26 protein-coding genes and 1 riboswitch are annotated in these 26,112 nt (G+C 69.2%); of the genes, 8 read left to right on the top strand and 18 right to left on the bottom strand.

The genetic code is table 11. From position 1 onward, the window contains the following. Positions 1-6 precede the first annotated feature (6 nt). The gene (locus AC07PZ_RS03915) at positions 7-1,344 is read left to right on the top strand and encodes a sulfatase family protein (RefSeq protein WP_495293697.1); all 1,338 of its coding nucleotides are present in this window, start codon (positions 7-9) and stop codon (positions 1,342-1,344) included. Positions 1,345-1,354: 10 nt separating this feature from the next. Then, positions 1,355-1,651 (top strand): LysR family transcriptional regulator, encoded by a 297-nt coding sequence (locus AC07PZ_RS03910; protein ID WP_495293696.1) that lies wholly within the window; start codon positions 1,355-1,357, stop codon positions 1,649-1,651. Here the strand turns inward: AC07PZ_RS03910 and AC07PZ_RS03905 are convergent. The 8 genes from AC07PZ_RS03905 to AC07PZ_RS03870 all read right to left on the bottom strand — a co-directional run bounded on the left by AC07PZ_RS03905 (position 1,634) and on the right by AC07PZ_RS03870 (position 10,543). Next, positions 1,634-2,449: an ABC transporter ATP-binding protein gene (locus AC07PZ_RS03905; RefSeq protein ID WP_495293695.1), complete on the bottom strand. Its 816-nt coding sequence runs from the start codon at positions 2,447-2,449 to the stop codon at positions 1,634-1,636. The genes AC07PZ_RS03910 and AC07PZ_RS03905 overlap by 18 nt on opposite strands. Further along, positions 2,446-3,459, bottom strand: coding sequence for an ABC transporter ATP-binding protein (locus AC07PZ_RS03900; RefSeq protein WP_495293694.1), 1,014 nt, complete (start codon positions 3,457-3,459; stop codon positions 2,446-2,448). The genes AC07PZ_RS03905 and AC07PZ_RS03900 overlap by 4 nt, the downstream gene beginning before the upstream one ends. Further along, positions 3,456-4,307 carry an ABC transporter permease gene (locus AC07PZ_RS03895; protein WP_495293693.1) on the bottom strand — a complete coding sequence of 284 codons (852 nt, stop codon included), beginning with the start codon at positions 4,305-4,307 and terminating at the stop codon, positions 3,456-3,458. Before AC07PZ_RS03895 ends, AC07PZ_RS03900 begins: the two co-directional genes overlap by 4 nt. Beyond that, complete coding sequence (locus tag AC07PZ_RS03890; RefSeq protein ID WP_495293692.1) at positions 4,304-5,323, bottom strand: ABC transporter permease; 1,020 nt, start codon at positions 5,321-5,323, stop codon at positions 4,304-4,306. The genes AC07PZ_RS03895 and AC07PZ_RS03890 overlap by 4 nt, the downstream gene beginning before the upstream one ends. Beyond that, positions 5,320-6,942: an ABC transporter substrate-binding protein gene (locus AC07PZ_RS03885; protein WP_495293691.1), complete on the bottom strand. Its 1,623-nt coding sequence runs from the start codon at positions 6,940-6,942 to the stop codon at positions 5,320-5,322. Before AC07PZ_RS03885 ends, AC07PZ_RS03890 begins: the two co-directional genes overlap by 4 nt. Positions 6,943-6,996: 54 nt before the next feature. Beyond that, the gene (locus tag AC07PZ_RS03880; RefSeq protein ID WP_495293690.1) at positions 6,997-8,178 is read right to left on the bottom strand and encodes an SfnB family sulfur acquisition oxidoreductase; all 1,182 of its coding nucleotides are present in this window, start codon (positions 8,176-8,178) and stop codon (positions 6,997-6,999) included. Beyond that, a complete protein-coding gene (locus tag AC07PZ_RS03875) occupies positions 8,175-9,548 on the bottom strand; it encodes an LLM class flavin-dependent oxidoreductase (RefSeq protein WP_495293689.1) in 1,374 nt (457 codons plus the stop codon). Before AC07PZ_RS03875 ends, AC07PZ_RS03880 begins: the two co-directional genes overlap by 4 nt. Before the next feature lie 65 nt (positions 9,549-9,613). Continuing rightward, positions 9,614-10,543, bottom strand: a complete 930-nt coding sequence (locus AC07PZ_RS03870) for a TauD/TfdA dioxygenase family protein (protein WP_495293688.1) — start codon at positions 10,541-10,543, stop codon at positions 9,614-9,616. 160 nt (positions 10,544-10,703) lie between these two features. Then, positions 10,704-10,868: riboswitch (yybP-ykoY riboswitch) on the top strand. Between the two features lie 15 nt (positions 10,869-10,883). Here AC07PZ_RS03870 and mntP point away from each other — a divergent pair. Together mntP and AC07PZ_RS03860 are read left to right on the top strand one after the other, a co-directional pair. After that, entirely contained in the window at positions 10,884-11,456 is a 573-nt protein-coding gene (gene mntP, locus AC07PZ_RS03865) for a manganese efflux pump MntP (protein WP_495293687.1), read from the top strand. 60 nt (positions 11,457-11,516) lie between these two features. Continuing rightward, complete coding sequence (locus AC07PZ_RS03860) at positions 11,517-12,812, top strand: NRAMP family divalent metal transporter (RefSeq protein ID WP_495293686.1); 1,296 nt, start codon at positions 11,517-11,519, stop codon at positions 12,810-12,812. A gap of 18 nt (positions 12,813-12,830) precedes the next feature. On the opposite strand, the gene AC07PZ_RS03855 is transcribed toward AC07PZ_RS03860, so the two are convergent. The 3 genes from AC07PZ_RS03855 to AC07PZ_RS03845 form a co-directional block, all read right to left on the bottom strand. Then, positions 12,831-13,841, bottom strand: coding sequence for an alpha/beta hydrolase family protein (locus AC07PZ_RS03855; RefSeq protein ID WP_495293685.1), 1,011 nt, complete (start codon positions 13,839-13,841; stop codon positions 12,831-12,833). A gap of 31 nt (positions 13,842-13,872) precedes the next feature. After that, positions 13,873-14,751: an AraC family transcriptional regulator gene (locus AC07PZ_RS03850; protein WP_495293684.1), complete on the bottom strand. Its 879-nt coding sequence runs from the start codon at positions 14,749-14,751 to the stop codon at positions 13,873-13,875. Positions 14,752-14,852: 101 nt separating this feature from the next. Further along, positions 14,853-16,409 (bottom strand): FAD-dependent oxidoreductase, encoded by a 1,557-nt coding sequence (locus AC07PZ_RS03845; protein WP_495293683.1) that lies wholly within the window; start codon positions 16,407-16,409, stop codon positions 14,853-14,855. A gap of 76 nt (positions 16,410-16,485) precedes the next feature. On the opposite strand from AC07PZ_RS03845, the gene AC07PZ_RS03840 reads away from it, so the two are divergent. Further along, the gene (locus AC07PZ_RS03840; RefSeq protein ID WP_495293682.1) at positions 16,486-17,238 is read left to right on the top strand and encodes a TetR/AcrR family transcriptional regulator; all 753 of its coding nucleotides are present in this window, start codon (positions 16,486-16,488) and stop codon (positions 17,236-17,238) included. 51 nt (positions 17,239-17,289) lie between these two features. Here the strand turns inward: AC07PZ_RS03840 and AC07PZ_RS03835 are convergent, their stop codons facing one another. After that, positions 17,290-18,039, bottom strand: a complete 750-nt coding sequence (locus tag AC07PZ_RS03835; protein ID WP_495293681.1) for a siderophore-interacting protein — start codon at positions 18,037-18,039, stop codon at positions 17,290-17,292. Then, on the bottom strand, positions 18,039-18,728 hold the full coding sequence (locus AC07PZ_RS03830; RefSeq protein ID WP_495293680.1) for an O-methyltransferase: 690 nt from the start codon (positions 18,726-18,728) through the stop codon (positions 18,039-18,041). Before AC07PZ_RS03830 ends, AC07PZ_RS03835 begins: the two co-directional genes overlap by 1 nt. A gap of 137 nt (positions 18,729-18,865) precedes the next feature. Between AC07PZ_RS03830 and AC07PZ_RS03825 the strand changes: the two genes are divergently transcribed. Further along, positions 18,866-19,681: an AraC family transcriptional regulator gene (locus AC07PZ_RS03825; RefSeq protein WP_495293679.1), complete on the top strand. Its 816-nt coding sequence runs from the start codon at positions 18,866-18,868 to the stop codon at positions 19,679-19,681. 40 nt (positions 19,682-19,721) lie between these two features. On the opposite strand, the gene AC07PZ_RS03820 is transcribed toward AC07PZ_RS03825, so the two are convergent. Then, positions 19,722-20,699, bottom strand: coding sequence for a LysR family transcriptional regulator (locus AC07PZ_RS03820; protein ID WP_495293678.1), 978 nt, complete (start codon positions 20,697-20,699; stop codon positions 19,722-19,724). 81 nt (positions 20,700-20,780) lie between these two features. Between AC07PZ_RS03820 and AC07PZ_RS03815 the strand changes: the two genes are divergently transcribed. Then, positions 20,781-20,906 carry a hypothetical protein gene (locus AC07PZ_RS03815; RefSeq protein ID WP_495293677.1) on the top strand — a complete coding sequence of 42 codons (126 nt, stop codon included), beginning with the start codon at positions 20,781-20,783 and terminating at the stop codon, positions 20,904-20,906. 152 nt (positions 20,907-21,058) lie between these two features. Then, the gene (locus tag AC07PZ_RS03810) at positions 21,059-21,802 is read left to right on the top strand and encodes an alpha/beta fold hydrolase (RefSeq protein WP_495293676.1); all 744 of its coding nucleotides are present in this window, start codon (positions 21,059-21,061) and stop codon (positions 21,800-21,802) included. 37 nt (positions 21,803-21,839) lie between these two features. Here AC07PZ_RS03810 and AC07PZ_RS03805 read toward each other — a convergent pair whose 3' ends face one another. The 4 genes from AC07PZ_RS03805 to AC07PZ_RS03790 are packed head-to-tail and all read right to left on the bottom strand — an operon-like array spanning position 21,840 to position 26,097. After that, positions 21,840-22,832 (bottom strand): tripartite tricarboxylate transporter substrate binding protein, encoded by a 993-nt coding sequence (locus tag AC07PZ_RS03805; RefSeq protein WP_495293675.1) that lies wholly within the window; start codon positions 22,830-22,832, stop codon positions 21,840-21,842. Further along, positions 22,832-24,145 carry a serine hydroxymethyltransferase gene (gene glyA / locus AC07PZ_RS03800; RefSeq protein WP_495293674.1) on the bottom strand — a complete coding sequence of 438 codons (1,314 nt, stop codon included), beginning with the start codon at positions 24,143-24,145 and terminating at the stop codon, positions 22,832-22,834. The genes AC07PZ_RS03805 and glyA overlap by 1 nt, the downstream gene beginning before the upstream one ends. Next, positions 24,142-24,930, bottom strand: a complete 789-nt coding sequence (locus AC07PZ_RS03795; RefSeq protein ID WP_495293673.1) for a phytanoyl-CoA dioxygenase family protein — start codon at positions 24,928-24,930, stop codon at positions 24,142-24,144. Before AC07PZ_RS03795 ends, glyA begins: the two co-directional genes overlap by 4 nt. A 39-nt stretch (positions 24,931-24,969) precedes the next feature. Continuing rightward, positions 24,970-26,097 carry a M14 family metallopeptidase gene (locus AC07PZ_RS03790; RefSeq protein ID WP_495293672.1) on the bottom strand — a complete coding sequence of 376 codons (1,128 nt, stop codon included), beginning with the start codon at positions 26,095-26,097 and terminating at the stop codon, positions 24,970-24,972. Between the last annotated feature and the right edge of the window lie 15 nt (positions 26,098-26,112).

Genomic DNA, 26,112 nt, shown 5'->3' with positions numbered 1-26,112 from the left:
TCCGTCGTGAGTGCTGCACCCAACATCGTCTTCATCCTGGCCGACGACCTCGGCTGGGCCGACCTCGGCGTCTACGGCCAGACCGGCTTTGCGACGCCCCATCTCGACAGGCTGGCCGCGCAGGGCGTGCGCTTCACCCAGGCCTACGCCAACTCCGCGGTGTGCTCGGCCACGCGCTTCGCGCTGATCACCGGGCGCTACCAATATCGGTTGCGCGGCGGGCTCGAGGAGCCGATCGCCGGTGCGAGCAAGGGCCAGGGCCTGCCGCCCGAACATCCCACGCTGCCGTCGCTGCTCAAGGCCGCGGGCTACGACACCGCACTCATCGGCAAGTGGCATCTCGGCCGTCCGCCGGAATACGGTCCGCAGAAGAGCGGCTACGACCGCTTCTTCGGCAACCTCAGCGGCGTGGTCGACTACTTCACCCACAAGCCTGGCGTCGGTGCGCACGTGCCGCGCGACCTGTGGGAGGGCGAGGTGCCGGTGGAACGCACCGGCTACTACACCCACATCCTCGCGGACGAGGCGACCGCTTATGTGCGCGAGCGCGCCGCGCAGCCCGGCAGGCCCTTCTTCCTGTCGCTGCACTTCACCGCGCCGCACTGGCCGTGGGAAGGGCCGGGCGACGAGCAGGTCTCGCGCGAGATCAAGGACCTGTTCCATTACGACGGCGGCAGCCTGCAGAAGTACGGCGAGATCGTGCAGGAGCTCGACGCCGCGGTGGGCCGCGTGCTCGACGCGCTCGATGCCAACGGGCTCGGCGACAACACCATCGTCGTCTTCACCAGCGACAACGGCGGCGAGCGCTTCTCGAAGAACTGGCCTTTCATCGGGCAGAAGACCGAACTGCTCGAAGGCGGCCTGCGCGTGCCCACCTTGCTGCGCTGGCCCGCGCGCGTGGCGCCGCAGGTGCAGGAGCAGGTCACGATCTCGGCCGACTGGCTGCCGACACTGCTCGCCGCCGCGGGCCTGGCGCCGCACCCCGACTACCCGAGCGACGGCGAGGACATCCTGCCGGTGCTCGAAGGCCGCGCGCCGGTGCATTCGCGCACGCTGTACTGGCGCTACAAGGCGCAGGCGCAACGCGCATTGCGCGAGGGCAACTGGAAGTACCTGAAGATCAACGACAACGAGTTCCTGTTCGACGTGGTGGCCGACCAGCGCGAGCGCGCGAACCTGCGCGACAAGCACCCTGAGGTCTTCGCCCGCCTCAAGCGTCTGTGGGAAGAACTGGACAGCGGCTTCCTGCCGGTCACCGACGAGGTGTTCACGCATGGCGTGACGCCCGACGTGCAGGCCGACCGCTACGTGCCGCACAGCCTCGTGCGCACGTTGTCGCGCTGACCCCCGCGACGTGTTCAGGCTCGAACTGATCGAGGCGCTGCGCGAGGTGGCACACCATGGCAGCCTGACACGCGCCGCCTCGGCGATGCAACTGTCGAAGTCCACCGTGAGCAAGTACATCACCGAGCTGGAGACCCAGGTCGGCGTGCAGCTGCTGCATCGCAGCACGCGGGTGGTGGAGGTGACCGATGCGGGCCGCCACCTGCTCAAGCGCAGCGCGGCCTTGGTGGCGCTGGCGGAACGCATCCAGACCGAACTCGACGCACACGCGCGCCGCTGCAGAGACCGCTCAGTGCGGTGTGGCTGAGAAGCGCGGGATCGCCGCGGCCAACGCGGCGGTGTAGGGATGGCGGGGCCGGTCGAAGAGTTCGGCCGCGGGACCTTCGTCGACGATGCGCCCTTCGCGCATCACCAGCACGCGTTCGCACAGCAGGCGCACCACGCCGAGATCGTGCGAGACGAACACGATGGACAGCTGCAGCTCGCGCCGCAGCCGGTCGAGCAATGCCAGCACGCCGGCCTGCACCGACACGTCGAGGGCCGCCGTCGGCTCGTCGAGGATCAGCAGTTCGGGCCCCGGCGCGAGCGCCCGCGCGATGCCCACGCGCGCCGCCTGTCCGCCGGACAGTTCATGCGGCCTGCGCTGCAGCAGGTCGACGCCCAGCTGCACGCGCGCGGCCGTGTCCAGCACCTGCCGGCGCAGGGCGTCGCCCCGCAGGCCGAGCAGGCTGCGCAGCGGATCGGCGATGGCGTCGAAGGCCGTCTTGCGCGGGTCGAGGCTGTCGTGCGGGTCCTGGAACACCATCTGCACGCGGCGCCGCCACGGCGCCCGTGCGGCGTGCGCGGCCGGGTGGCGCGCAAGGTCGTCGCCGTCGAATTCGATGCGTCCCGACAGCGGATCGCCGAGCCGCGCCAGCAGCGACACCAGCGTCGACTTGCCGCACCCCGATTCACCGACCAGCCCCAGCGCCTCGCCGCGCGCCAGCGTGAAGCTCACGCCATCGACCGCCTGCAGCCAGCGCCGCCGCGTCACCAGCCCGCCGAACGATGGAATGCCCGGCAGCGGATAGCGGGCCACGAGGTCGCGGACGTCGAGCAGTGTCATGCGGCGAGGGCGAGTGAAGGTTGGCCGATGTGGACCGGGTGCCAGCATGCCAGCGTGTGCCGGGCCCCGAGCGGCGTGCCGGGCGCGGCCTGGCTGCGGCAGCGCGCATCGGCCTGCGCGCAGCGCTCGGCGAAGCGGCAGGCGGGCAGGTCGTTGCGGGTCAGGTCCGGCAGCGTGCCGTCCACGCTGCGCAGGGCGGCGAGCGTCGGCGCCGATTGCGGCGTGGCACGCAGCAGCTGCCGCGTGTAGGGGTGCGCGGCGCCGTCGCGCAGCCGGGCCGACGGCAGCGTCTCGACGAGCTGGCCCGCATGCATGACCGCGATGCGCGCGCAGCGCTGCGCGGCCAGCGCCAGGTCATGGGTGATCAGGATCGTCGCCAGGTGCCGCTCCGCCGCCAGGCCGGCGATCAGGTCGAGCACGCGGGCCTGCGTGCTCACGTCGAGACCGGTGGTCGGCTCGTCCGCGATCAGCAGCTCGGGTTCGCCGGCCAGTGCCAGCGCGATCATCACGCGCTGGCACTGGCCGCCGGAGAGTTCGTGCGCATGGGCCTTGAAGCGGCGTGCCGGATCGTTCAGGCCCACGCGTTCGATCCATGCCAGCGCTTCCTGCCGCGCCACCGCGGGCTTCAGGCCACGGTGCACGCGCAGCACCTGCTGCAGCTGGTCGCCGACGGTGCGCAGCGGATGCAGCGCGCGTCGCGGGCTCTGGAACACGAAGCCGATGCGGCGCCCGCGCAGCGCCTGCCAGGCCGCGGCATCGGGCGCGCCCCGGCCGTCGAGCAGGTCGCGCTCCTGGAAGCGCAGCCGCCGCGCGTGCACCTCGGCACGCGCATCGAGCAGGCCGGCCAGTGCCAGCGCGGTGACGGACTTGCCCGAGCCGCTCTCGCCGACCAGCCCGAGCGTCTCGCCGGCCTGCAAGCTGAAGGTGACCTTGTCGAGCACGTTGACCACGCCCGAAGGCGTGTTGAAGCGCAGGCTCAGTCCGTCGACGTCGAGCAGCGGCGCGCTCATGGTGCGGCCTCCGCCGCGCCGCGCGGATCGAGCAGGTCGCGCAGCGCGTCGCCCAGCAGCGTGAAGCAGACTACGGCCGCGAACAGCGCCAGGCCGGGGAAGAAGGCCAGCCACCATTGGCCCGTGATGATGTAGGGCGCGCCTTCGCTGACGAGCACGCCCCATTCGGCCGTCGGCGGGCGCACGCCCAGGCCGATGAACGAGAGCCCGGCGCCGTTCAGCAGCGCCCAACCGAGGTTGATCGACCCCTGCACCGCCAGCATCGGCAACACGTGCGGCAGCAGCACGCCGAACAGCAGGCGCGCGGCACCCGCACCGCCCAGCCGCGCCGCAAGCACATAGCCGGCGTTGCGCCGCACGCCGACCTCGCTGCGTGCCAGGCGGATGTAGAAGGGCAGGTTGATCAATGCGGTGGCATAGACGATGTTGGCGACGCTGTTGCCCCATGCCGCGACGAGCGCCATGGCGACGACGAACAGCGGAAAGGCCATCAGCACGTCCACCAGGCGGCCGACCCAGCGGTCCAGCCGGCCACCGACGAAGCCGCACCACGCGCCGATGGCGCTGCCCGCGATCAGCGACAGCACGACCGCACCGGCCGCCATGCCGAGGTCGAGCCGCGTCGACACGAGCACCCGCGAGAACAGGTCGCGCCCGAGCGCGTCGGTGCCGAACCAGTGCGCCGCACTGGGCGGCTGCAGGCTGCCCTGCACGTCGGTGGCGAGCGGGTCGAAAGGTGCGAGCGCCGGGCCGAGCAGCGCGGCGCCCAGGAACAGCGCGAGCAGCAGCAGGCCGAGCGCGGCATGGGCGCCGGGAAGGCGCGAGAAAGGCGAAAGACGCTTTGTCATGTCGGTGCGCCCGCGCGTGGATCGATCCGGCTGTGCAGCAGGTCGACCAGCAGGTTCACGCCGACGAAGAGCAGCGCCACGAGCAGCACGAAGCCCTGCAGCGGCGCATGGTCGGCGGCCAGCAGCGCGTCGAGTGCATAGCTGCCGATGCCCGGCCAGGCGAACACCTTCTCGATCACCACGTTGGCGCTCAGCATGTACGAGAACACCATGCCGGCGCCGGTGACGACCGGCAGCAGCGCGAGGTGCAGCGCGCTCGCCAGCACTGCGCGGCGCGGAAGCCCGAGCGCCCGCGCGGTGCGCACCGCGTCGCTGCGCAGCACGCCGAGCAGCGACGCCCGCATGATCCGCGCCACCGGCGCCAGCGAGAACAGTGCCATCGCGATGGCCGGCAGCAGCAGCCGCCCCGCGGCCGAAGCCAGCGCATCGGCCCGGCCGGCCAGCGCCGCGTCGATCAGCAGGAAGCCGGTGACGTGGGGCGGCGGCGTCAGCATGGCGTCGATGCGGCCGGTCGGCTCCGGCGCCCATCCCAGCAGGAAGTAGAAGACATAGACCAGCAGCAGCGCGATGACGAAGGTCGGCATGCAACTGCCGCCGACGGTGAGCAGGGTGCATGCGCGGTCCCACACCGAACGGGGTCGCAGCGCCGCGGCGGCGCCGAGCGGCAGCGCGATGGCCAGCGTCAGCGCGAACGCGACGAAGGTGAGTTCGAGCGTGGCGGGCAGGCGTTGGCGCAGGTCCGTCCAGACCGGCTGCCCGGTGGTGTGCGACATGCCCCAGTCGCCTTGCGCGAGCGCCACGAGGTAGTGCCACAGCTGCGTCGGCAGCGGCTGGTCGAGGCCCATGCGGGCGCGGATCTGCGCGATCTCCTCCGGCCCGGCGCTCGGCCCCGACGCCAGGAAGGCCGCCGGGTCGCCGGGCAGCACGTGCGTCAGCAGGAACGTGAAGACGACGGCGCCCAGCAGCACCGGCACCGTCGCCAGCAGCCGCGCGGCGATGCGGCCCGCGAAGTTCAACGGGTCAGCGGCCGGAAGTCGACCTGCCCGTGGATGTAGTAGGTGAAGCCCTGCAGGTCGGGCTGCAGCGCGGCCTCGAACGACGGCAGCCACAGCGGCACCAGCGGCACCTGCTCGAACGCGATCTCGATGGCGCGCTGGATGCCGCGGTCGTACTTGGCGCGATCGGTTTCCCAGCGCGCCTGCTCGACCAGCCTGGCGAGTTCGTCGTTCTTGAACGAGCCGAAGTTCCAGCGCCAGTCGCCCTGGAAGAAGATCCGGAAGAAGTAGTCCGGGTCGTTGAACCAGGCGGACGAACTGTCGATGAAGAAGGGCAGCTTCTTCTCGGTCTGCAAGGTGCCCCACTGGGCGCCCGGCACTTTCTCGATGGTCAGTTCGATGCCGATCTTCTTGAGCGCTTCCTGGATCAGCAGCGCAGCCGGCTCGGCCAGCGTGGCGTCGCCGACGTTGTAGCTGAAGCTGGTCTTGAAGCCGTTCGCCAGCCCGGCCTGGGCGAGCAGCTCGCGTGCGCGCAGCAGTTGCGTGTCGTACGGATAGGGCTGGGGAAAGCGGCTGCTCGTGGGCTTGGCCGACTTCGCACCGAACAGCGGCTCGCCGCGGCCCAGGCTCGCGCCGCGCAGCAGCGAGGTGTAGGGCAGCGCATAGGCCACCGCCTGCCGCACGCGCACGTCGTCGAAGGGCTTGGCCTGCGTGTTGAAGGCGACGAACCGGAAGCTCGTGGTGACCGGCACGGACACCACCTTGGCGCGGGTCTTGTCGGTGAGCGCGTCCAGGTCCTTCGGCGGCAGTTGCAGCGCCACGTCGGCATCGCCCTTGAGCAGCGCCGCCACGCGGTTCGAAGCCGCCGGCACGACCTGGAACACCGCCCGCCGGATCTGCGGCAGTGCGCCGCTCTTCCAGCCGTCGAAGCGTGCGTAGATCACCTGCTGGCCCGGCGTGAAGTTCTCGACGCGGTAGGCACCGCCACCGGCGGCGTTGGCCTTCACCCATTCGGTGGCCCAGGGGTCGGCCGCCGTCGCATGCGACCTGGCGAGTTCGGCATTGAGCACCGACGCGAAGAACAGCGCCAGGTTGGGCAGCGTGTAGCGGTCGGCGCGCGGCAGCGCGATGCGGAAGGTGTGCGCGTCCACCACGCTGAATTGCGCCGGGCTCTCGAGCGATCCGGTCGCGAGCTGGCGCTTGCTGGCCGGCAGCGACACCGCGCGGTCGAGCGACCATTTCACGTCGTTCGCCGTCACCGGGCGGCCGTCGTGGAAGGTGGCGTCGCGGCGCAGCTTGAAGGTCAGCGTGCGGCCGTCGGCCGACTGCTCGAAGCTTTCGGCAAGCTCGCCGCGGAAGCGCCCGTAGTCGTACTTGAAGACGCCGGGCGACACCTGCACGCGGTCGAAGTTGATCAGCCGGTCGTACACGTTGGTGAACAGCCCGAGCGATTCGCGGCTCACGCCCTCGCCGTGGGGGTCCTGCGAATTGGGTGCGCCTTCGGCCAGCACGCGCACGGTTTCCTTGCGCGACTGCGCGAGCGCGGCCAGCGGCAGGCCCAGGCCCGTGGCCGCGATGGCACCGCCGGCGCCGACCGAGACGAAGGCGCTGCCCTGCTGAATGAAACGACGACGATCCATGGGGAATTTCCTGAAGGTGTGGGATGGGGGAGAAAGCGTTCGCGCCCTGGCGGCTCAGAGCGAGGCGTGGCGCTGCGGCGTCGCGCCGTTGATCCAGTGGTTGCCGATGACGTGTGGCTTCCAGCGCACCGGGTCGTGCACGGTGTGCGTGCGCGCATTGCGCCAGTGGCGGTCGAGGTTGTGCTCGCTGAGCGTGGATTGCGTGCCGCCGAGTTCGATCAGCGTCGTGGCCGCGCGCAGCGCGAATTCGGTCGTGACGACCTTGGCCTCGGCCACCGCGATCGATGCCTCGGTCACGCGGTCGGGTGTGCCTTGGTCGCGGGCGGCGTCGAGGTAGCGGCCGCTGCGGTCGACCAGCGCTTCGGCCGCGTGCTGCTGGATCACCAGCTCGCCCAGCCTGGCCAGCGTCAGCGGGTCATCGGCCGCGCGGGCCACGCCGCTGTCCGGCCAGGGCCGCGCGCGGTCGCGCACCCAGGTGCGCAGGTCGGCCATGGCGGCCCGGCCGATGCCGAGGTCGATGGCCGCATGCAGGATCTGCGCGAAGGGCCCGTGGATCGTCGGCGGCTCGAACAGTTGCGCGCGCGGCAGCACCTGCAGCGGCTCGACCGCCACGTCGTCGGCCGTGACGGTGCCGCTGGCGGTGGTGCGCTGGCCGAAGCCGCTCCAGTCGTCGAGCACTTCCAGGCCGGGCGCATCGCGGCGCACGTACACCAGCACCTGGCGGTCCTGCTCGTCCTTCGCGGCCACCGGCACCCAGTGCGCGAACAGCGCGCCGGTGCAGTAGAACTTGCGGCCGTTCAGGCGCAGGCCGTCGCGGCCATGGCTCAGGCGTGCGGTGATCACCTTGGCGTTGGGCGTGCCGCTCTCGGACACCGCATTGCCGAAGCGCCGGCCTTCGAGCGCCTCGCGAAAGAAGAAGTCCTGCTGGGCGGGGTTGCCGATCAGCCGCACCGCGTCGACCAGGCAGTAGTGGTTCTGCGGGATCTGGCCGAGCGCGGGGTCGGCCTCGGAGATCAGTGCGGTGACTTCCGCCAGCGTCACGTGCGACACGGCTGCGCCACCGAAGGCGCGCGGCACCGTGATGCCCCACAGCCCGCTGGCCGAGAAGCGCTCGATCTCCGCGTGCGGCAGGCGGCGCTCGCGGTCGCGCTCGGAGGCGGTCGGCGCGAATTCGGCGGCCAGTGCGCGGGCCACGGAAAGGGCTTCGGCGTCGGTCTTGATCAGGTGGGCGGTCATGGGTTGGCTCGGGGTTGTCTGGCTGGAACGGGAACGGCAGGCGGGCGCACGCCGGCGCGCCCGAAGATCTTTTCGCGCCAGGTGCCTTCGGCATAGGCGCGCTTGTGCAGCCCGCGGCGCTGGAGCTCGGGCACGACCAGCTCGACGAAGTGCTCGAGGCCTTCGGGGCTGACGGTGCGCACGAGGTTGAAGCCGTCGACGCCGGCTTCGTCGACCCAGGCCTCGATCTCGTCGGCGATCTGCGCGGGCGTTCCCACGATGGGGCGGTGGCGACCGCCGAGCGGCATCTGCGCGAGCAGCTGGCGGATCGTGGGCGCCGCCTGCTGCCGCTGCAGCGTGTCGACCGAGCTCTGGATCGCGTCGGCGCTGCCGCCGGTCACCGGGTCGTCGAGCCCGTGCCGGGACAGGTCGACGCCGATGGCGCTCGAGAACTGCACGAGGCCAGCTTCGGGCCGGGCGTAGCGGCGATAGTCCTCGTAGCGCGCGCGGGCCTCGCTTTCGGTGCGGCCCGCGATCACCTGCAAGGTGGTGACGAAGCGCGCGTCCGACGGGTCGCGCCCGGCCTCGGCCATGGCGGCGCGCAGCTTGCGCACGACGGCCGCGGTCGCCTGCAGGCCCTGGTTGGGAACGAAGACCACTTCGGCATGGCGCGCCGCGAAGACGGTGCCGCGCGCGGACGCGCCGGCCTGGAAGAGCAATGGCGTGCGCTGCGGCGACGGCTCGCACGGATGCACCGCGTCGAGCCGGTAGAACGCGCCGTCGTGGTGGATCGGCCTCACCTTGGCCGGGTCGGCGTAGAGGCCGCCGGCGCGGTCGGCGACCACGGCGTCGTCGTCCCAGCTCGACTCCCACAACTGGTAGACCAGCGACATGAATTCGTCGGCACGGTCGTAGCGCTGGTCGTGGCCCGCCGTGGCCGCGCCGCCTTGTGCACGTGCCGCGCTGTCGAGAAAGCCGGTGACGATGTTCCAGCCGAGCCGGCCTTCGCTCAGGTGGTCGAGCGTGGACATGCGCCGCGCAAAGGCGTGCGGCGACTCGGCGGCGATGGTGGCCGTGATGCCGAAACCCAGGTGCGTGGTGACGCTCGCCATGGCGCCGACCAGCACGGCCGGGTCGTTGATCGGCAGCTGGATGGCGTCGCGCAATGCAGCGTCGGCGTTGCCGCCCCAGACGTCATAGACGCCCGTGACGTCCGCGAGGAACAGGCCGTCGAACAGCCCGCGCTCGAGCGTGCGGGCCATGTCGAGCCAGTACGGCAGCCGCTTGTATCCGGTGGACCGGTCGCGCGGATGCCGCCACATGCCATGGGCGATGTGGCCCACGGTGTTCATGTCGAACGCGTTGAGCAGGATGGGGCGGCGTGCAGCCATGGCGTGGTCCGCGCGGGCCGGCAGGCCGCCGCGCTGGGGATTCGGAGTCGTCGGCCCGGGGCGCGTCAGTAAGGGCGGCTGCCCGAAAGGCTGATGCGCTTGAGCAGCCGGCGTTCGCCGTTGTCGAACGCGCTGCGCGCATGCAGCGTGGCCTGGTTGTCCCAATAGACGATGTCGCCCACCGACCAGCGGTGCGTGTAGGCGAAGCGCGGCTGCAGCAGGTGCGCCCGCAGGCGGGCGATGAGCGCGGCACCGTACTGCGGCTCCACGCCGACGATCTCGACCTCGGTGCGTGCGCCGAGATGGAGGATCCGGCGGCCGCTGTCGGGATGCGTGCGCACCAGCGGATGCACCTCGAAGGGCGCGAGCGGCTCGATGTCGGGCGTGCGATAGAGCGGAAAGCCCGATGCGAGCGGCTTGAGCTTGCGCAGGAACGGGTTGTAGGTGATGAGCTGCAGCTGGTCGATCTCGCGCTGCGTGGCGGCGTCGAGCGCGTCCCACGCGGCGGCGAGGTTGTACCAGGTGGTGTCGCCGCCTTCGGACGGAACCTCGATGCCGTAGAGCAGCGAGCCGGCGGAGGGCACGGGCGTCCAGTGGTGGTCCGCGTGTGCCGAGAGTTCGTCGTGCCCGAGCACGCCACCGGCCTGGTTCGACACGTGCACGATGTCCGGCGTGTTGCCGCCGTACGGGTCGGAGCCCAGCACCGGCACGTTGGCCGGCGGCCGGAACACGCTGCCGAAGTAGCTCGCCAGCCGCTCGAACTGGCCGTCGTCGATCCGCTGCTGCTTGATGACGAGCACATGCCTGTCGCGCAGTGCCTGCTTCAGCGCCAGGACCTGGGCGGCCGGCAGCGGGCGGGTGGCGTCGAGGCCGACCACCTGTGCGCCCAGCGACGCGTCGATGGGCGAAATGCGGAAGGCATCGGGTCCGGCGGCGGGGCTCGCAGCATGGCTGGCGAGGTGGGTGACGGGCTCGGCTGAAATGGATATGGACATGGCTTTGGAGTGCGGTGCTGCGCCTGCGAATGCTAGGAAAGTTCGCACCCATCGCTTGCGCCCATTGCGCATGTCGATATGCGGAAATCCGGCTTCGGTGGCCGATCGCCGATGGCATTGCACGGCGCCGGGATGTTCCCGGTTCCCTATACTCGCGGCTCCCTTGGGGAGTAGCCGGCTTCCGTCCCTGGAAGCGCCCGCGTCAACATACTCGGCATTTCATGTGCTGTGGCGCTGGCAACCGTTCTGGTTGGCGAGACCATCGGCACGCCACCGCGACACAGGTCGGGCAGTGGGGCGTGCCGTTGTGTCGTCGCCCGGCCATCAGAACGATCCCCACATGAACTTCGCTTCCACCGCATTGCTGGCCATGGCCATGTCGACCGATGCATTCGCCGCCGCCGTCGGCAAGGGCACGGCACTCGAAAAACCCCGATGGTCCGAAGCGCTGCGGACCGGCGCCATCTTCGGCGTCATCGAAGCCATCACGCCGGTCATCGGCTGGGCGCTGGGCTACGCGGCGTCGGGCTACGTGAAGACCTGGGACCACTGGATCGCTTTCACGCTCCTGTGCGTGCTCGGCGCCCGCATGATCTGGGCCGCCCTGCGGAAGTCCGGCGAGGAAGAAACCGAAAAGCCCCGCAGCCACGGCTTCTGGGTGCTTGCCGTCACCGGTTTCGCCACCAGCATCGACGCGATGGCGGTCGGCGTCGGCCTGGCCTTCCTGAACGTGAACATCGTGCCCGTGGCTGCGGCCATCGGCTTCGCCACGTTCGCCATGGTCACGCTGGGCGTCATGGTCGGGCGGCTTCTCGGCAATGTGGCTGGCCGCTGGGCGGAAGCCATCGGCGGCGTGCTGCTGATCGGCATCGGCTCCGTCATCCTGTACGAGCACCTCACCGCGCTGGCATGACCCGATTGCGGCGGTCGGGCGCCGTGCGACGATAGCGGCCCGATCCCTTCGATTGCGCTCATGCCAACCCCACCTGCGCCAGCCAAGAGCACCCGCGGCCCGACCTCCGACGACAAGCGCTCGTTTCTCGGGCGGCTCGGCCCGGGCCTGATCACCGGTGCGGCCGACGACGACCCGAGCGGCATCGCGACCTACTCGCAGGCCGGCGCCCAGTTCGGGCTGGGCACCTTGTGGAGCCTGTGCTTCACCTACCCGCTGATGGTGGGCATCCAGTTGATCAGCGCCCGCATCGGGCGGGTCACCGGGCATGGGCTGGCGGCCAACATGCGGCTGCACTATCCGCGATGGCTGCTCTGGGCCGTGGTGGCGCTGCTGCTCGCGGCCAACGTCATCAATCTGGCGGCGGACCTCTCGGCCATGGGCGACGCCGCCGTCCTGGTGTTCGGCGGCGAGGCCAAGGCCTTCACGGTCGCCTTCGGGCTGTTGACGCTGCTGCTGCAGGTCTTCGTGCCCTACACGCGCTACGTGCGCGTGCTCAAGTGGCTCACGCTGGTGCTGTTCTCGTACGTCGCCGTGTTGTTCACGATCGAGATCCCCTGGGGCGAAGTACTGCGCGCGGTGGTCATGCCGCCACTGCAGATGAAGGCCGAATACCTGGTCACCGTCGTCGCGATCTTCGGCACGACCATCAGCCCCTATCTGTTCTTCTGGCAGGCCTCGCAGGAAGTCGAGGAAATGCGCAGCGACGGCGCGGCCAGGCCGCTGACCGAGGCGCCCGAGCAGGCGCCGTCCAGCTTCCGGCGCATGAGACTCGACACCTGTTTCGGCATGGGGGTTTCGAATCTCATCGCCTTCTTCATCGTGCTGACGGCGGCATTGGCGCTCCACGCCAAGGGCGTGACCGACATCCAGACCTCGGCCCAGGCGGCTGCGGCGTTGAAGCCGATCGCCGGCCCGCTCGCGTTCTGGCTGTTCGCATTGGGGATCATCGGTACGGGCATGCTGGCGATTCCGGTGCTGGCCGGGTCCGCCGCCTACGCGCTGGCCGGCACCTTCGACTGGAACGCCAGCCTCGAAGACAAGCCGGCACGGTCGCGCGGCTTCTATGCGGTGATCGTCGTGTCGACCCTGCTCGGCATCGCCCTGGGCTTCACGCCGCTGGACCCGATCAAGGCGCTGTTCTGGAGTGCCGTGTTGAACGGCGTCATCGCCGTGCCGGTGATGGTGGTGATGATGCTGATGGTGTCGAATCGGCGGCTCATGGGCGACTTCACCGCGTCGCGCAGGCTGAAGATCCTCGGATGGGCGGCGACGGTGGCGATGGGCCTCGTGGTGGGCGCCATGTGCTTGGCCTGATCGACGGCCTGCTGTCTGCTAGGGCCTTGCCGCGGAGGCGAGGTGCTGCTTGAGGAACGCAAGCACCCGTTCATTCAGTTCGGCATGAAACGCGGTGCGGTCGAAGCCGGCCGGGTCCGCGCACAGCTCGGGCGCCGCTTCACGTTGCGCGGCCGAACACGGCGCGAGAAAGCTGAAGTGCGAAGCACCTGCCGCCACATGCCAGTCCGGCACCACGGGCAGGCTGCGGCGCACGCCTTCGACGCTCTCGGGTGTGACGCCATCCCCGCCGGTGGCGGAAGCCCAGAGTTGAATGGGAATGCTGCGCACCCTGGCCAGTCCAGCCGCCGTGAATACCGCATTGAACGGATCGACGATGACGGCCGCCTTGATGCGCGCGTCATGCGCCAGCGGAGCCGAGAGCAGCGACTGGAAGCGACGCCGCATGGTGACGCAGTCGGGTCCTTCGGGGGCCACCGCGCAGGGAGATGACGGCCGCGGCGGCAAGCGTTCGAAATCGGGTTCGGCACCCACCAGCACCAGGCCCGTGTAGCCGCCTCTCGAGAAGCCGTAGAAGCCCACCTTGTCGGCATCCAGCCGCTCGTGCGCGGGCCAGGCCCCCAGCATGAAGTCGATCAGGCGCCGGATGTCGACGGTGCGGGTTGCGAGCGCGACGATGCTGTCGTCCGGACCACCGCGCAACCGGAAGTTGTCGCCCGAATGGGTGATCGTCGCGACCACGAAGCCCGCGTCTGCCAGGGCCTGTGCCGTGTCGTGGTGCCCCAGGAAGGAACCGCCATAGCCGTGCGACAGCACGATCAATGGCCGCGGACCGCCCGATGCGATCGGGCAGTCGCGCACCGCCGCGAGCCGTACGCGGCCGAGCTCCACCCCGTCCGCCGGGGGCTGGGCGCACGGCATCCAGACGGCGCCTTGCAGCGCGGGCCCGTCGCGATCGGCCGGCACCTCGATCAGGCTGAAGCCGGCGGCATGGACGAAGGTCGAAACGAGGAACAAGAGGGCAACGAGCAGGCGGCGTGGCAGGAGCATGTGCATGTCTGGAGATGGGATGCCGGGCGCGTCAGCGCGCCGGGCGGACCGGGATCAGGAGTTCCGTGCGCAGGTCGTCCGGCGGAACCTGGCGCGGCGAGTTGAGATAGTGTTCGAGCGTGGGCCGATCATCCGGCTCGTACCCGCTCTCCGGCAGCCATCGCCGATAGATCGCCTGCACGGCCGCGTTGATGCGGGTGTACCGGCCGCCGAGGCAGTGCATGGCATAGAGCCCGCCAGGTATCTCGATGTGTTCGATGCCATGCACTGCCTCGGCGGCAGGCCGGGGATCGGGCAGGGCAGCGGCGACGTAGTGCCTGAAGTCCGAGCGCATCTCGGGATTGCCGTAGGAGATGCCGAACCATCCCGACACCCTTTGCGCGCCGAGCTGCGCACGCAGCCGCCGATGCGTGTGCGGAATGGTCGAGAACGGGCCCTGGTGACGCAGCGCATGAACCGACTGGGCCGGCCGCTGGACGATGCGCACTTCGAAGCCGGATTCGGCGTGCTCGCTGCTCGCCGTCGGACCCTGCGCATCGGTCGGCTTCGGATGCAGCGCCGCCTTGTTCATGTGCTGTCGGAACTGCCGCGGCGACTGGCCGGTGAACTGGGTGAACGCACGCGTGAAGGCCTGAGGGCTGTCGTAGCCCACGGCAAGGGCGATCTCGGTGACGCTGGTGTCGTCTCCGGTGAGCATCCGGCCCGCCAGCGCGAGCCGCACGCGGCGCACCGTCGCCGCCACGGTTTCACCTGCGATGCCGTGGTAGATGCGATGAAAGTGGAACGGGGAGAAGTGGGCGAGTGCCGCCAGGTCTTCGAGCCGGTGGTCGGCCAGTGGGTCGGCGACGATCGCCGCGACCACGCGGGCCACGCGCGCCCTGTAGCGCTGCTCGATGGATGAGGCTTGCATGGCGCAAGTGTGCGCCGGTCCTGCACATGAAACTTAGCCGCGCTTGCGCAATTCGGGCGAGCGGACGTTGATGGACGTGTGCACGCGGGCTGCCAGTGGAGTCACGCGGGAATCGAACAGGCTGTGCCATCCGGGCGGCCCAACCAGCGGTGCATGGATTCAAGCAGCGCCGCTTGCTCGAAGGGTTCATCCTGGTCTCGAGCCCACGCGACGATGCCGTCGGGCCTGATGAACAGGGCTGCAAGTCCCATTGCGTCGACGCCATTGCCATGGACGATGGTCAAGCGGCCTGGGTACTCTTCGTCCATCGACCTGAGCGCCGGCTCGTCATGCAGGGTCACCAGCAGGGCGCTGCCGCCACGCATGAAGGCGGCGAGCCGCGACCCGTCGGACAGCACGAGATCGGGCGCGCTGTGGCCCACCAGCGGGTGACGGCCGGGCAGGTCATGGCGGCGTTGGGAGCCGTCGACTTTCGCGGCGAAATACGCGGCCCCGTCCCTGGTGGCGATCAGGTCGCGGATCACCGCTCCGATGGCGCGGCTCCATGGATCGGGCCGCAGGATGGCCACCTGCGCGCGAGTCCATTCGAGCGCCCAGGCGCCGGCCGGATGGCGCTCCGCCGTGTACGTGTCGAGGAGTCCGGCCGGCGCCGAACCCTGGATCGTCGCGGCCAGCTTCCAGCCCAGGTTCAAGGCATCGATCAGTCCCGTATTGAGCCCTTGCGCCCCCAACGGCGAATGGATGTGAGCGGCATCGCCGGCCAGCAGAATCCGGCCTTGCCGATAGGTCGTCGCCTGTCTGGCCCTGTCCGTGTAAGTGGATGCGAAATGGATCCTGGACAGCGTGACATCGGTTTCGGAAACCCGTCGAAGGACGGTCTGCAGATGCGCGATGGTGATGTCTTGGCTTCGATTGAAGGTGCCGCCGTCGAAGTCCATCACGGTGATGCGACCCGGCCCCGGGCCGACAGCGTACAAGCCATGCGGCGTGATGTTGAAGCCGGGGAGAAGCTTCTCCGGGTCGGCCATTTCCACCGATGCAAGATAGCCGGTGAACTGGGGCTCGGTGCCTTCGAAGTCGAAGCCTGCCCGCTTGCGGACGATGCTTCTGGCGCCGTCGCAACCCACCAGCCAGTCGGCGCGGTGGACTTCGCCCGCCGCAAGCACTGCGACCCCATGATCGTCCTGCCGGACGGCCGTGACTTCGCAGTCTCGGCGGATCTGCACGCCAAGCGACATCGCACGTCGGCCGAGCAGCGACTCCAGGTCCTCCAGGCTGATGATGCCGGTCGTCGACGACGGGCCGTGCGTCGCGTACTGCGGCGCGGGTGCATCGTCCCGGCACACCTCCACCGGAATTCCCGCGAAATGCCCGGCATTGCGCTTCGCTGCTTCTGGCTCGCCCGTCTTCGCACGCGGTGCGTCCTCGGCGTCCCAGTCGAGTGCAGCCAATCGGACTTCGTCGAGCAGGCCGCGTCGATGGAACGCCTCGACGGAGGGGATGTTGAGCCCTCGCATTCCCATCCAGCCCGCCTTCATCGGCGCATGGGGATCGGACGACTTTTCCAGAACAAGGACGCGGATCCCGCGCAGCGCGAGTTCCGTTGCCAGGAAGAGTCCGACAGGACCGGCGCCAGCCACGATGACGGAGCAACTCATGATTTTTGTGTGAAGATCATTTATGCGTACAGTGTTCGCAAAAGACGATCCTATCGCACTGGGTACGATGTACGCAATGAAGAAGATCACAAAAAAATCCGCCGATGCCGGCGACGCCGCAGAACCTGGGATGTCGTTGCTGTGGGGGCTGGCAACAAAACCCTCGCGCGGGCCACAGCCCGCTCATACGCGGGATGGCATCGCGGACGCGGCCGTGAGGATCGCCGACGAGGAGGGTCTCGACGCCGTCTCCATGCGGCGGGTGGCGGCCGAGATCGGGACGCGTGCCACATCGCTCTATCGCTACGTGCGTGCCAAGGACGAATTGCTCGATCTCATGGTCGACCAGGTCATGGGGGAGTTCGATGCGCCAAGCCGCTCCGGGGAATGGCGATCGGACTTGAGCGCGATGGCACGTCACATGCGCGCGTTGATGATGCGGCATCCCTGGATGATCTCGATTCCGGCACCCCTGGGGCCGAACAGCCTGGTCAAGATGGAAGCGACGCTCAGCGCGCTCGATGGCCACGGGTTGGACAACGACGCCCTGAACGTGATCCTCACCACGCTCTCCACCTTCACGCGCGGATACGCTGCTCGCGAGATCTCCGTGCTGCAAGCCCAGTCGCGTGCCCGCCTGAGTCTCGCGCAGTGGCAAGCGTCGCAACACGCGTACATCGAAATGATCCGAAGCTCTGGAAGGTTTCCGCTGTTCTCCGGACTTCTCGGCGGAGCGGATGCAACGCGCCAGCCGAAGAGCGCCGACCAGGAGTTCGACGAGAGCCTCGAATGTCTTCTGGACGGTATCGCCCAGCGGATGTCGCGTTAGCCCCAACCGTTGGGGACGACGCCAGCCAGGCGACCCCGACGGCGCGTGCTTCTAGTCGAGTCCCCGTTTCCCGGGTGCCCAGTAAGCCTTGGTCGAGATGCGTGCCGCCGGAACGCCGAGCCGTTTCAAGACCCGTTGAAGCCGCTGGATCGTGCCGGCCTTGCCGGTCAGAACGAACGAGGCCCCGACGGCGATGGGCGCACCGAGCAAGGCTTCCATCTCCTCGATGTGCGCGTCATCCTCGCGCCGGGCAACCCATGTCACGCCTTCGAGGCCGAGCCGCGCGGCGACCTGGCCACAGGCCTCGACATGAGCGACCTCGAAGCAGCATGTCAGGTTGCGGGCTCGGTTCTGCGACGCCAGCGCATGCGCGAGTCCGATCGATGTTTCATCGCCGAACAAGGCGAGCGGGCCGGACAGGCGGCTCGTGTTCAGTGACGAGTTGGGGCCGAACAGACTGCATTCGTCCCCAGGCCTCAAGTCGCGCAGCCAGGTGCTGCCGGGCCCTTCGCCGTGCATGTAGCCCAGGATGCGGGTGCGTCCCGCCGCGGCATCCCAGTCGATCGGCGTGTAGGTTCGCGAGGTGAACGCACCTTCCATCGACATCTGGGCCTTGTGCCCCGGTGCCCAGGTCGCTTCTCGCAGGGCCGGCCCTGCCAATGTGACCAGCCGGAACCGGTCGGCGATGTCCTCGATCTCGACGACCTTCGCGCTCCGCGTGAACAGGCGCCGCATCACCTTGCCCAGCCGGCTGGGTTCCTTCGCCGGCGGACGGTCGCCTGGTTGCGTGTCGAGCGTCATCAGAGCCTCACGGCGAATTCGTTGCCGCGCCCCTGGTCGATCGGAAGCGACTGCGAGATGTAGCCGCCCGACGTGCGGACATGTTCCAGGTAGTCCTGCGCGAACGCGTTCTCGGCGAGCACCACCGCGCCGGCCCTGAGCCGAGGCTCGATCAACTTGAGCACGGGCAGGTAAAGCGACCAGGCACCGTCGATGAGCGTGAGTTCGACGCTCCCACCGACCTCCCTGAGCGTCTCCAGCGCGTCGCCTTCGCGGATGTCCACCAGATCGGACAGGCCCGCGGCAGCGACGTTCGCCCGTGCCCGCGCCACCTTGGCCGGCTCCAGTTCGGAGCCGATCAGCTGGCCGCCGCCGTTGTCGCGCAGTGCCGCTGCAAGATAGATGGTCGAGACGCCCATCGAGGTGCCGAACTCCACGATCCGCGTCGCCTTGCAGGCCCGCGCGATCGCGTAGAGAAACCGGCCATAGCCGGGCGAGACGCACAGAAAGTGGCCCGCGTTGTCGCGACATGTCCTTTGATAGTCGCCGCGCTCCTCGTCGATCATCGCCGACGCCATCTGCTCGATCGTCGTGGCGGACGCCTTCATCTGCGCCACGATCCTGGCCATGAGGCCACTGTCCGCAGCGGCGGCCTCCTGATGAAGCTTTTCCAGTACTTCGGGGGCAGCGCCCCGGCTCAATGTATTCACGGTAGTCGTCCTTTGTCATGCCCGGAGCCGTCAGGCCTGACAGCTTGGCGTCGACTCTAGGACGCATGGCTTCTGGCGTCATTCCGAAGGTTGGTCAAAATGCTATTCAATTCAGTCACCGCGCCCGAAGTACCACCATGCCCCTCCTGAACGCTCACCTGTCCGAGCCGTCCGACTGGATCGAACCCGATAGCGTGCCGCGCCCGGTGGTGGTCTATGGCGTCGAGACCGCGCAGGTCGGCGCCGTCGAGCTGGGCCACCATCGCCACGCGAAGGGCCAGGTGATGCTCGTTCAGCGCGGCGCACTCAGTTGCGAGGTGGAAGGCGGGCTGTGGATCGTGCCGCCGCGCAGCGCCGTCTGGATCCCCGGTGGCGCGTTGCACGCGGTCAAGGCGACGGGCTTGATCCAGGGCTACAACGCTTTTGTCGAGCCCGCCGCCTCGGCCCGCCTGCCCTCGACCTGCTGCGCCGTCTCGGTGACGCCGTTGCTGCGCGAGCTTCTGACCCGGGCCGCGAGACTGCCGTTGCTTTATGAGGAAGGCGGAGCGAACTCGCGCCTGATGGCGGTCCTGATCGACGAGCTGGCGGATGCGCAGATCGAAGACCTTCATCTGCCGATGCCGAGCGACCTCCGGCTTCGCCGGATCGTCGATCAGATGGTGGCTTCACCGGCCGACCGGAGAACGCAGGCCGCCTGGGCGAAGCGTGCCGGCCTGAGCGAGCGGACGCTCGGGCGGCTGATCGCCCGGGAAACGGGGATGAGCTTCGGCCGTTGGCGTCAGCAGCTCGGCGTGATGCTCGCGGTCAAGTGGCTTGCCGGCGGCGCCTCCATCCAGCAGGTCGCCATCGATCTTGGCTACGAAAGCGTGCCCAGCTTCATGACCATGTTCCGCAAGACGCTCGGAACCTCGCCGGGGCGCTACATGGCGGAGCGCCATTCGAGCCGGCCTTGACGATTGGCGTTGAACGCGATCGCACGTGGCCGACCTCGGGTCAGGCCCAACGCTCCCATGGCGCAGGCGCGGCGAAAGCCAGCTTCAACTGGTCGATGAAGAGCCGGGTCTTGAGGCTCACGTGCTTCGCGCTGGGCGTGATCGCGTGCAATGGAAGAACCGGGCTCGTGAAATCGCCGAGGACGGGCACGAGCTCTCCTCGCTGCAGATGGTTCGCGAACACGAAGCTCGGGCCGTACACGACGCCAAAGCCGGACAACGCCACTTCGAGCATGACCTCCGTGTTGTTGGCGACGAAGCGGCAGCGGGTGTCGACGTGGGTGGTTTTTCCCTGCCGGTCGCTGAAGGTCCAGGGTGGCGTCGTCACCGCGCCGGCGTACCCGATCAGGGTGTGGCGCGCCAGGTCGGCCGGCTCGCGGGGCGGGCCGGCCTTGGCCAGATAGCCCGGCGTGGCGCATGCCATCAGCCGGCATTCCGCGAGCTTGCGCGCGACCAGGTCGGAGTCGGGCAGCTGGCCGATCCGCAGTGCCAGATCGAGGCCTTCTTCCACCAGGTCGACGAATCGATCCTGCAGATGCAGCGCCACTTCGACGCCCTGGAACTCGGTCATGTACCGCGCGGCGATCGGCCCCAGGTACATCGCGCCGAAAGTGATCGGCGCCGAGACACGGAGCTCTCCACGCGGCGACGCCTGCAGGTCGCCGGCTTCCTCGTCCGCGTCGCCGAGTTCTTCGAGGATCCTCTTGCCCCGCGCGAAATAGGCCCGCCCCGCCTCGGTGAGATTCAGCTGACGCGTCGTCCGCTGCAGGAGCCGGGCGGACAGGGACTTTTCGAGCGCCGTGAGGTACCGGCCCGCCATCACGGCAGAAAGCCCGTGTCGCCTTCCCGCAGCCGCGATGCTGCCTTCTTCAACGGCTGCGACGAAGACGGAGAGGCTGAGGAAGCGGTCCATTCGGTCGATGCGCGGTGGGTGCGGATTATGTATTTTGAATATGCACGCTAGTGCATTCGTGGCCAATTATCAACCTGGGAGAAACAAAGAAGAATTCATCCCATGGCGCATCGATCTCGATTGCGCCTCACGACGAAAGGCCAAGCCATGAAGATCCAGAACATCGACGTCGAACTGAACGTCGAAGACACCGCATTCGGCGACACGGCGCTCGTTTTCCTGCACCACTGGGGCGGCTCTTCGAGAACATGGTCGGCCTTCTGGCGAACGTAGGACACCTGTTGCCCGTCGAAGCGCCCGACGAGGTGGCCGCAACCATCGGCGAATTCGTTGCCTCGCTCTGACTGCCCGCACCGGAATCGACGCCTTTTTCCCCCTCGCAGCGTGCTTCGCAGGCTGCTCTTTTCATCACAGGAGTTTTGACCATGACCAACGAACAACAAACCACACAGACGACCGGGGTCGACCCGGCCGGCGTCCGCAACATCGTCCTGGTGCACGGCGCCTGGGCCGACGGCTCGAGCTGGGCCCGGGTCGTCGAGCCGCTACAGAAGAGAGGCTTCAACGTGGCGGCTGTCCAGAACCCGTTGACCTCGCTCGCTGACGATACGGCGGCCACCCGGCGTGCCATCGCCCTGATGGACGGCCCGGTGCTGCTGGTGGGGCACTCCTACGGCGGCGCCGTGATCACGGAGGCTGGCGCCGACCCGAAGGTCGCCGGCCTGCTGTACGTCGCGGCGTTCGCCCCGGACGACGGGCAGGCGGTCGGCGATCTCGGCCGCGACCTTCCGCCGGCGCCCGGAGGCGCGGAGCTTCGCCCCGACGCGCAAGGCTTCTTGTCGATGACCGCCAAGGGCATCGAGGAGAACTTCGCCCAGGATCTCCCGATCGCCGAGCGCAAGGTGTTGGCCGCGACCCAGGGACCGACGAACGGCGCCTGCTTCGGCGCAAAGATCTCCAGTGCCTCGTGGCGCACGAAGCCGACCTGGTACATCGTTGCCAGCGACGACCGCATGATTCCCCCGGCACTGGAGCACCGGTTTGCCGCCGCCATGCAGGCGACGACGCTGACAATCCCTTCGAGCCATGTGCCGATGCTGTCGCACGCCGCCGAGGTCACGGATTTCATCGTGGACGCGGCGAAGAGCTTGGCAGGCGACCGCCGCTGACGGCCGCGCGGCCCTGGACCCCAGGGCGTCGCGGTGGCTAGACCGGTTGCAGCTTGGCCTTGCGGATGGCTTGCGTGTAGCGCGCGATCTCGCTGCTGTAGAAGGCCGCCAGTTGCGGTGCCGACAGGGGCGGCGCTGGCGGCACGCCGGCCTGCATTTCCAGCTGTTGCTGGACCTCGGGGTCGCCGAGCGCCACCAGCACGGCCCGCGACATGGCCTGCGACACGGCCGCCGGCGACGTCGCTGGAATGAACAGGCCCGCCCAGGCATCGACCGTCGTGAAGTTCGGCATGCTGTGCGTCTCCGCGAAGGTGGGCACCGACGGGAACACCGGCGAACGCGCAGTGCCCGTCACGGCCAGCGCCTTGGGCTTGCCGCTGGCCACGCGCCGCGCCATGTTGCCATCCGCAGGCAGGAGCACCAGGTCGATGTGGCCACCCGTCAGGTCGGTGATGAGGGGCGCGCCACCCTTGTAGGGCACATGGGTCATGGGCACGCCGGTCGCTTCGGCGAAGGCGTCGCCTGCGAGGTGGTAGATGCTGCCGACGCCGACCGAGCCATAGCTCAGCGGCGTGCCGGGGTTGGCCTTGGCCCAGGCGACCAGTTCGTCGACGGTGCCGACGGGCAGGTCGCTGCGCGCATACAGCGCCAGCTGCGAGCGGGACAGCATGGCCAGCGGCCGGAAATCCTCGGGCTTGTAGCGGGCCGATTGCAGCGTCGCAGGGGCCAGGATCAGCTCGGTGGGCGAACCCACCACCAGCATGTCGCCGGCGGCGGCCCGCCCCAGTACCTTGGCGATCGCCAGCGTGCCGCTGGCGCCTGGCAGGTTTTCCACGATCACGGTGCAGCCCAGTTCCCTGGCCATGCGCGGGCCGACGGCGCGCGCGTACATGTCCGAGGCCCCGCCGGCAGGAAAGGGAACCATGAGCGTCAGCACCGCGGGCACGGCGGGCGTGGCTGGTGCTTGGGCACGGGCTGCTGCACCGGCGCCAAGGGCGGCAGCAGCGGCAAGAAGGGTGCGGCGTTTCATCATGGGCAACTCCTGATAGTGGACAGAGCGGTGGGCAGGGATGCGGGCGCGTCGACCCCGACGGGGCCGAGGGGGAAGCGTCGGCACAGCGCGCGGACGGCGCCGGCTGCACCGGCAGGCGGCGGCAGCCCTGCGGCCAGCGCCCGGGCAGCGTCGGCCACGATGCTGGCGACGATGTCGCATTCGGCCTCGGCCATGCCGCGCGTGGTCAGTGCCGAGACGCCCAGGCGCAGGCCGTGGGCCTGTTCGAAGTTCGCGTCGCCCGGCACGGGCACGGCGCTGCAGCCGATCTGCAGGGCGTCCAGTGCGTGCACCAGCGGGGCTGCCTGCAGGCCCAGAGGCCGCAGATGGGCGACCACGAAAGGAACGTCGGTTCCGCCGGTCAGCTGCACGATGCCTCGCGCGGCCAGGCCGGCCCCGAGGGCGCGCGCGTTGCGCAGCACCTGGGCGCTGTACGCATGGAATTCGGGTTGCAGCGCTTCGCCGAACGCCACCGCTTTGGCGGCGACCATCTGCATGAGCGGCGTCCCCTGCAGGCCCGGACACAGGGCTGCGTTCAGCCGTGCGGCCAGCGCGGGCTCGTTGCACAGGATCAGGCCGCCGCGGGGCCCGCGCAGATTCTTGTAGGTGGTCGTGGTGACCACGTCCGCATGCGGCAGCGGATTCGGGAAGTGGCCGGTGGCGACGAGGCCGGCGACATGCGCCATGTCCACCAGCAGCCGCGCGCCCACCTCGTGCGCGATGGCCGCGAAGCGCGCGAAGTCGATGCTGCGCGGGTAGGCCGAGGCGCCGCAGATGATGAGCCGTGGCCGGTGCTGCCGCGCGAGCGCCAGCACGTCGTCGGGGTCGATCAGGCCGGTGCGCGGATCCACGCCGTAATGGCGGGCCGTGAACCAGTCGCCCGACAGCGTGCCGCCGGCGCCGTGGCTGAAGTGGCCGCCGGCCCGCAGGTCCATCGACAGCAGGGTGTCGCCGGGCCGCAGCAGTGCGAGCAGCGCGGCCTGGTTGGCCTGGGTGCCGGAGTGCGGCTGCACGTTGGCGAAGCGTGCGCCGAACAGCCGGCAGGCGCGGTCCATCGCCAGCCGCTCCAGCGCATCCACCTCCGCCGAGCCCGACAGGAAGCGCGCCCCGGGATAGCCTTCGACCGTGGTGTCGGCCAGCACGCTGCCGCTGGCCTCGCGCTGCGCCAGGCTGATGTGGTTCTCCGAGGCCACCAGTTCGAGCCGGTCCGACTGGCGCTGTTCCTCCAGCGCGATCAGTGCCGCGACCTCCGGATCGAGCGTCTGCAGGGGCTGGCGCAGGAAGTGCGTCATGCCGCTTCAGGAAGCACGGGTTGGAGCAGGCAGTCGTCTGCCAGTGCCGCCAATGGCTGGCGGTCCCGCTCGTGGGCCATCTCGGGCACGTCGCGGGTCGCCGGGTTGCTGCACGGGTTGTAGATCACCGAGAAGATCCATCGCGAATAAGGCGACACGTTGGCGGCCGACACGTGCAGCAGGTTGTCGCCGAAGATCAGCAGCGTGCCGCGCGGACCCTTGGCCGAGACCATGCCCAGTTCGTGGACCAGATCGGTCACGGCCTCGTGCGGCACCGTCCACAGCTCCCACTTCTCGCCGTCCACGCTGCGCTTGAGGGGGATCTCGCGCTTGTGCGAACCGGGCACGAACATCAGGGGGCCGTTGAACTCGGTGACGTCGTCCAGGTGGATGTGGAAATTGAGCGCCAGCGGCTTCGGCACGCCATCGCGATGGTGATGGGTGGCGAAGTCGGTATGCCACTCGAAACCGCCGCCGTCGAAGCCGGTCTTCAGGTTGATCTTGACCTGCTGCGCATAGGCCTCCTCACCCAGAATCTGCCGGGCCGCCTCCAGCATGCGAGGGTGGCGCACCAACCGGCGGTAGAGCTCGTTGCGCCGGTGCAGCGACAGGATGTTGCGAACCTTGTCCTTGCCGGCCTCGCGCGGATTCTCCGGCCGCTGTTCGGCCACCATGCCGGGGACTTCGCCCCTCAGCACGTCCACTTCCTCGGGTGTGAAAACACCAGGGAGCACGAGAAAGCCGTCCTCGTCGAGGCGGCGCAGTTGGTCTTGGGTGAGTCTCATGGGTTTCTTTTTGATGAATTGATGGGTGCCTGTGCGTCGTCAGTCGCGCACGGGCTGGCCGCGCTGGGCGCTCGCGCCCTGCATACCGGCCAGCGCCATGCGAACCAGCTGGTGGGCACGGAACAGCACGGCTTCCTTCCAGTCCAGGGTGTCGGGATAGAACTGCCGCCGCAGCGCCTGCTTGATCGGCGCCGCCTCCGGCCCCAGCGGGTCGCCATGCTTGTGCAGCCAGTGATCGGCCCGCAGTGCAGCGCGGCCCAGATCGCGCTCGTAGGTGCCGAACTCCAGCGTGCCGAAGGTGAGTCGGGCGTGCGGCAGTGCGCGCGTCACGCCGAAGTGGGTGGGGCCGTCCTGCACCAGCGGCAGGGTCTGTCCCCGGCGGCTTTCCGAGACGCCGTCGCCCCAGAACCGGCGCACGCGCTGCGCGGCATCGGTGCCGGGTTCGTGGTCGGAGATCAGGTCGCCGTGGCCGTACGGGCCCAGCCCGGTGTGCAGATCGATGCAGGTCACGTCGGTGGCCTGCCCGAGCAAATCGCCCATCACCGCGTGCAGCGTCCGGTTGGACCAGGTCGGTCCGCTGCCGCCGTAGAACATCCCCTGCGGGTCGATGAACTGGCCGCTGGCCAGCGCCCGGTAGAACGCGAGTTCGCCGACCTGCTGGCGGTAGCGGGCCAGCACCGCCTCGGCCTCCGCGGCCACGGGGCCGTCCAGGCGCGCGGGCAGTACGGCCTCCGCGATGGCACGGTAGCCCGGGTTGTCGGGCGGCGGCTGGCGCCAGTCCAGGTAGTTGCGGTTGAGGTCGACGTTGTCCTCGTTGACCCGCCGCAGCCAGGCGAAGCCGTAAGGGTTGAGCGCATGGACGAACAGCACGGCGGTGTCGGCAGGCAGTTGCCGGTGCAGGCCGCTGCGCAGCCAGTGCACCTGAAAGCCAGAGCCGCAGAAGCCCTCCACGCCGTGCGTGCCGGACAGAACCATCAACACCTTGGGCGCGGCGGCGTCGCCGAGCCATGCAGTGTCCGTGTGCAGGGCTTCGCCGCCTGGCCCGGGAGCCGGACATGCGTGGTGCTGGAGTCGCGCGCCTGCTGTGCGGGCTGCCTCCAAAAAGGCGGCCCGCGCTTCGTGGTAGTTGGCCGAGAAGGCGTCTTCGGCATCTTCGAGTGATTTCATGCTGAAGTCAGTGTA

Source organism: Variovorax sp. GW821-FHT10B04 (assembly GCF_059415645.1).
The sequence above is the reverse complement of the archived record's forward strand: the minus strand, read 5'-3'. Positions and strand labels throughout refer to the sequence as shown.

Bases quoted from the DNA above. Each gene is read 5' to 3' on its own strand.
- AC07PZ_RS03835 (WP_495293681.1), bottom strand. From the start codon at position 18,039: ATGACGCTCGACACGCAACCAGGCGACCGTCCGCCGGCGAAGGAACCC.
- AC07PZ_RS03815 (WP_495293677.1), top strand. From the start codon at position 20,781: ATGAAGATCCAGAACATCGACGTCGAACTGAACGTCGAAGACACCGCA.
- AC07PZ_RS03855 (WP_495293685.1), bottom strand. From the start codon at position 13,841: ATGCTCCTGCCACGCCGCCTGCTCGTTGCCCTCTTGTTCCTCGTTTCG.
- AC07PZ_RS03905 (WP_495293695.1), bottom strand. From the start codon at position 2,449: ATGACACTGCTCGACGTCCGCGACCTCGTGGCCCGCTATCCGCTGCCG.
- AC07PZ_RS03900 (WP_495293694.1), bottom strand. From the start codon at position 3,459: ATGAGCGCGCCGCTGCTCGACGTCGACGGACTGAGCCTGCGCTTCAAC.
- AC07PZ_RS03810 (WP_495293676.1), top strand. From the start codon at position 21,059: ATGACCAACGAACAACAAACCACACAGACGACCGGGGTCGACCCGGCC.
- AC07PZ_RS03885 (WP_495293691.1), bottom strand. From the start codon at position 6,942: ATGGATCGTCGTCGTTTCATTCAGCAGGGCAGCGCCTTCGTCTCGGTC.
- AC07PZ_RS03875 (WP_495293689.1), bottom strand. From the start codon at position 9,548: ATGGCTGCACGCCGCCCCATCCTGCTCAACGCGTTCGACATGAACACC.
- AC07PZ_RS03880 (WP_495293690.1), bottom strand. From the start codon at position 8,178: ATGACCGCCCACCTGATCAAGACCGACGCCGAAGCCCTTTCCGTGGCC.
- AC07PZ_RS03795 (WP_495293673.1), bottom strand. From the start codon at position 24,930: ATGAGACTCACCCAAGACCAACTGCGCCGCCTCGACGAGGACGGCTTT.
- AC07PZ_RS03895 (WP_495293693.1), bottom strand. From the start codon at position 4,307: ATGACAAAGCGTCTTTCGCCTTTCTCGCGCCTTCCCGGCGCCCATGCC.
- AC07PZ_RS03850 (WP_495293684.1), bottom strand. From the start codon at position 14,751: ATGCAAGCCTCATCCATCGAGCAGCGCTACAGGGCGCGCGTGGCCCGC.
- mntP (WP_495293687.1), top strand. From the start codon at position 10,884: ATGAACTTCGCTTCCACCGCATTGCTGGCCATGGCCATGTCGACCGAT.
- AC07PZ_RS03790 (WP_495293672.1), bottom strand. From the start codon at position 26,097: ATGAAATCACTCGAAGATGCCGAAGACGCCTTCTCGGCCAACTACCAC.
- AC07PZ_RS03825 (WP_495293679.1), top strand. From the start codon at position 18,866: ATGCCCCTCCTGAACGCTCACCTGTCCGAGCCGTCCGACTGGATCGAA.
- AC07PZ_RS03860 (WP_495293686.1), top strand. From the start codon at position 11,517: ATGCCAACCCCACCTGCGCCAGCCAAGAGCACCCGCGGCCCGACCTCC.
- glyA (WP_495293674.1), bottom strand. From the start codon at position 24,145: ATGACGCACTTCCTGCGCCAGCCCCTGCAGACGCTCGATCCGGAGGTC.
- AC07PZ_RS03845 (WP_495293683.1), bottom strand. From the start codon at position 16,409: ATGAGTTGCTCCGTCATCGTGGCTGGCGCCGGTCCTGTCGGACTCTTC.
- AC07PZ_RS03870 (WP_495293688.1), bottom strand. From the start codon at position 10,543: ATGTCCATATCCATTTCAGCCGAGCCCGTCACCCACCTCGCCAGCCAT.
- AC07PZ_RS03805 (WP_495293675.1), bottom strand. From the start codon at position 22,832: ATGAAACGCCGCACCCTTCTTGCCGCTGCTGCCGCCCTTGGCGCCGGT.
- AC07PZ_RS03840 (WP_495293682.1), top strand. From the start codon at position 16,486: ATGAAGAAGATCACAAAAAAATCCGCCGATGCCGGCGACGCCGCAGAA.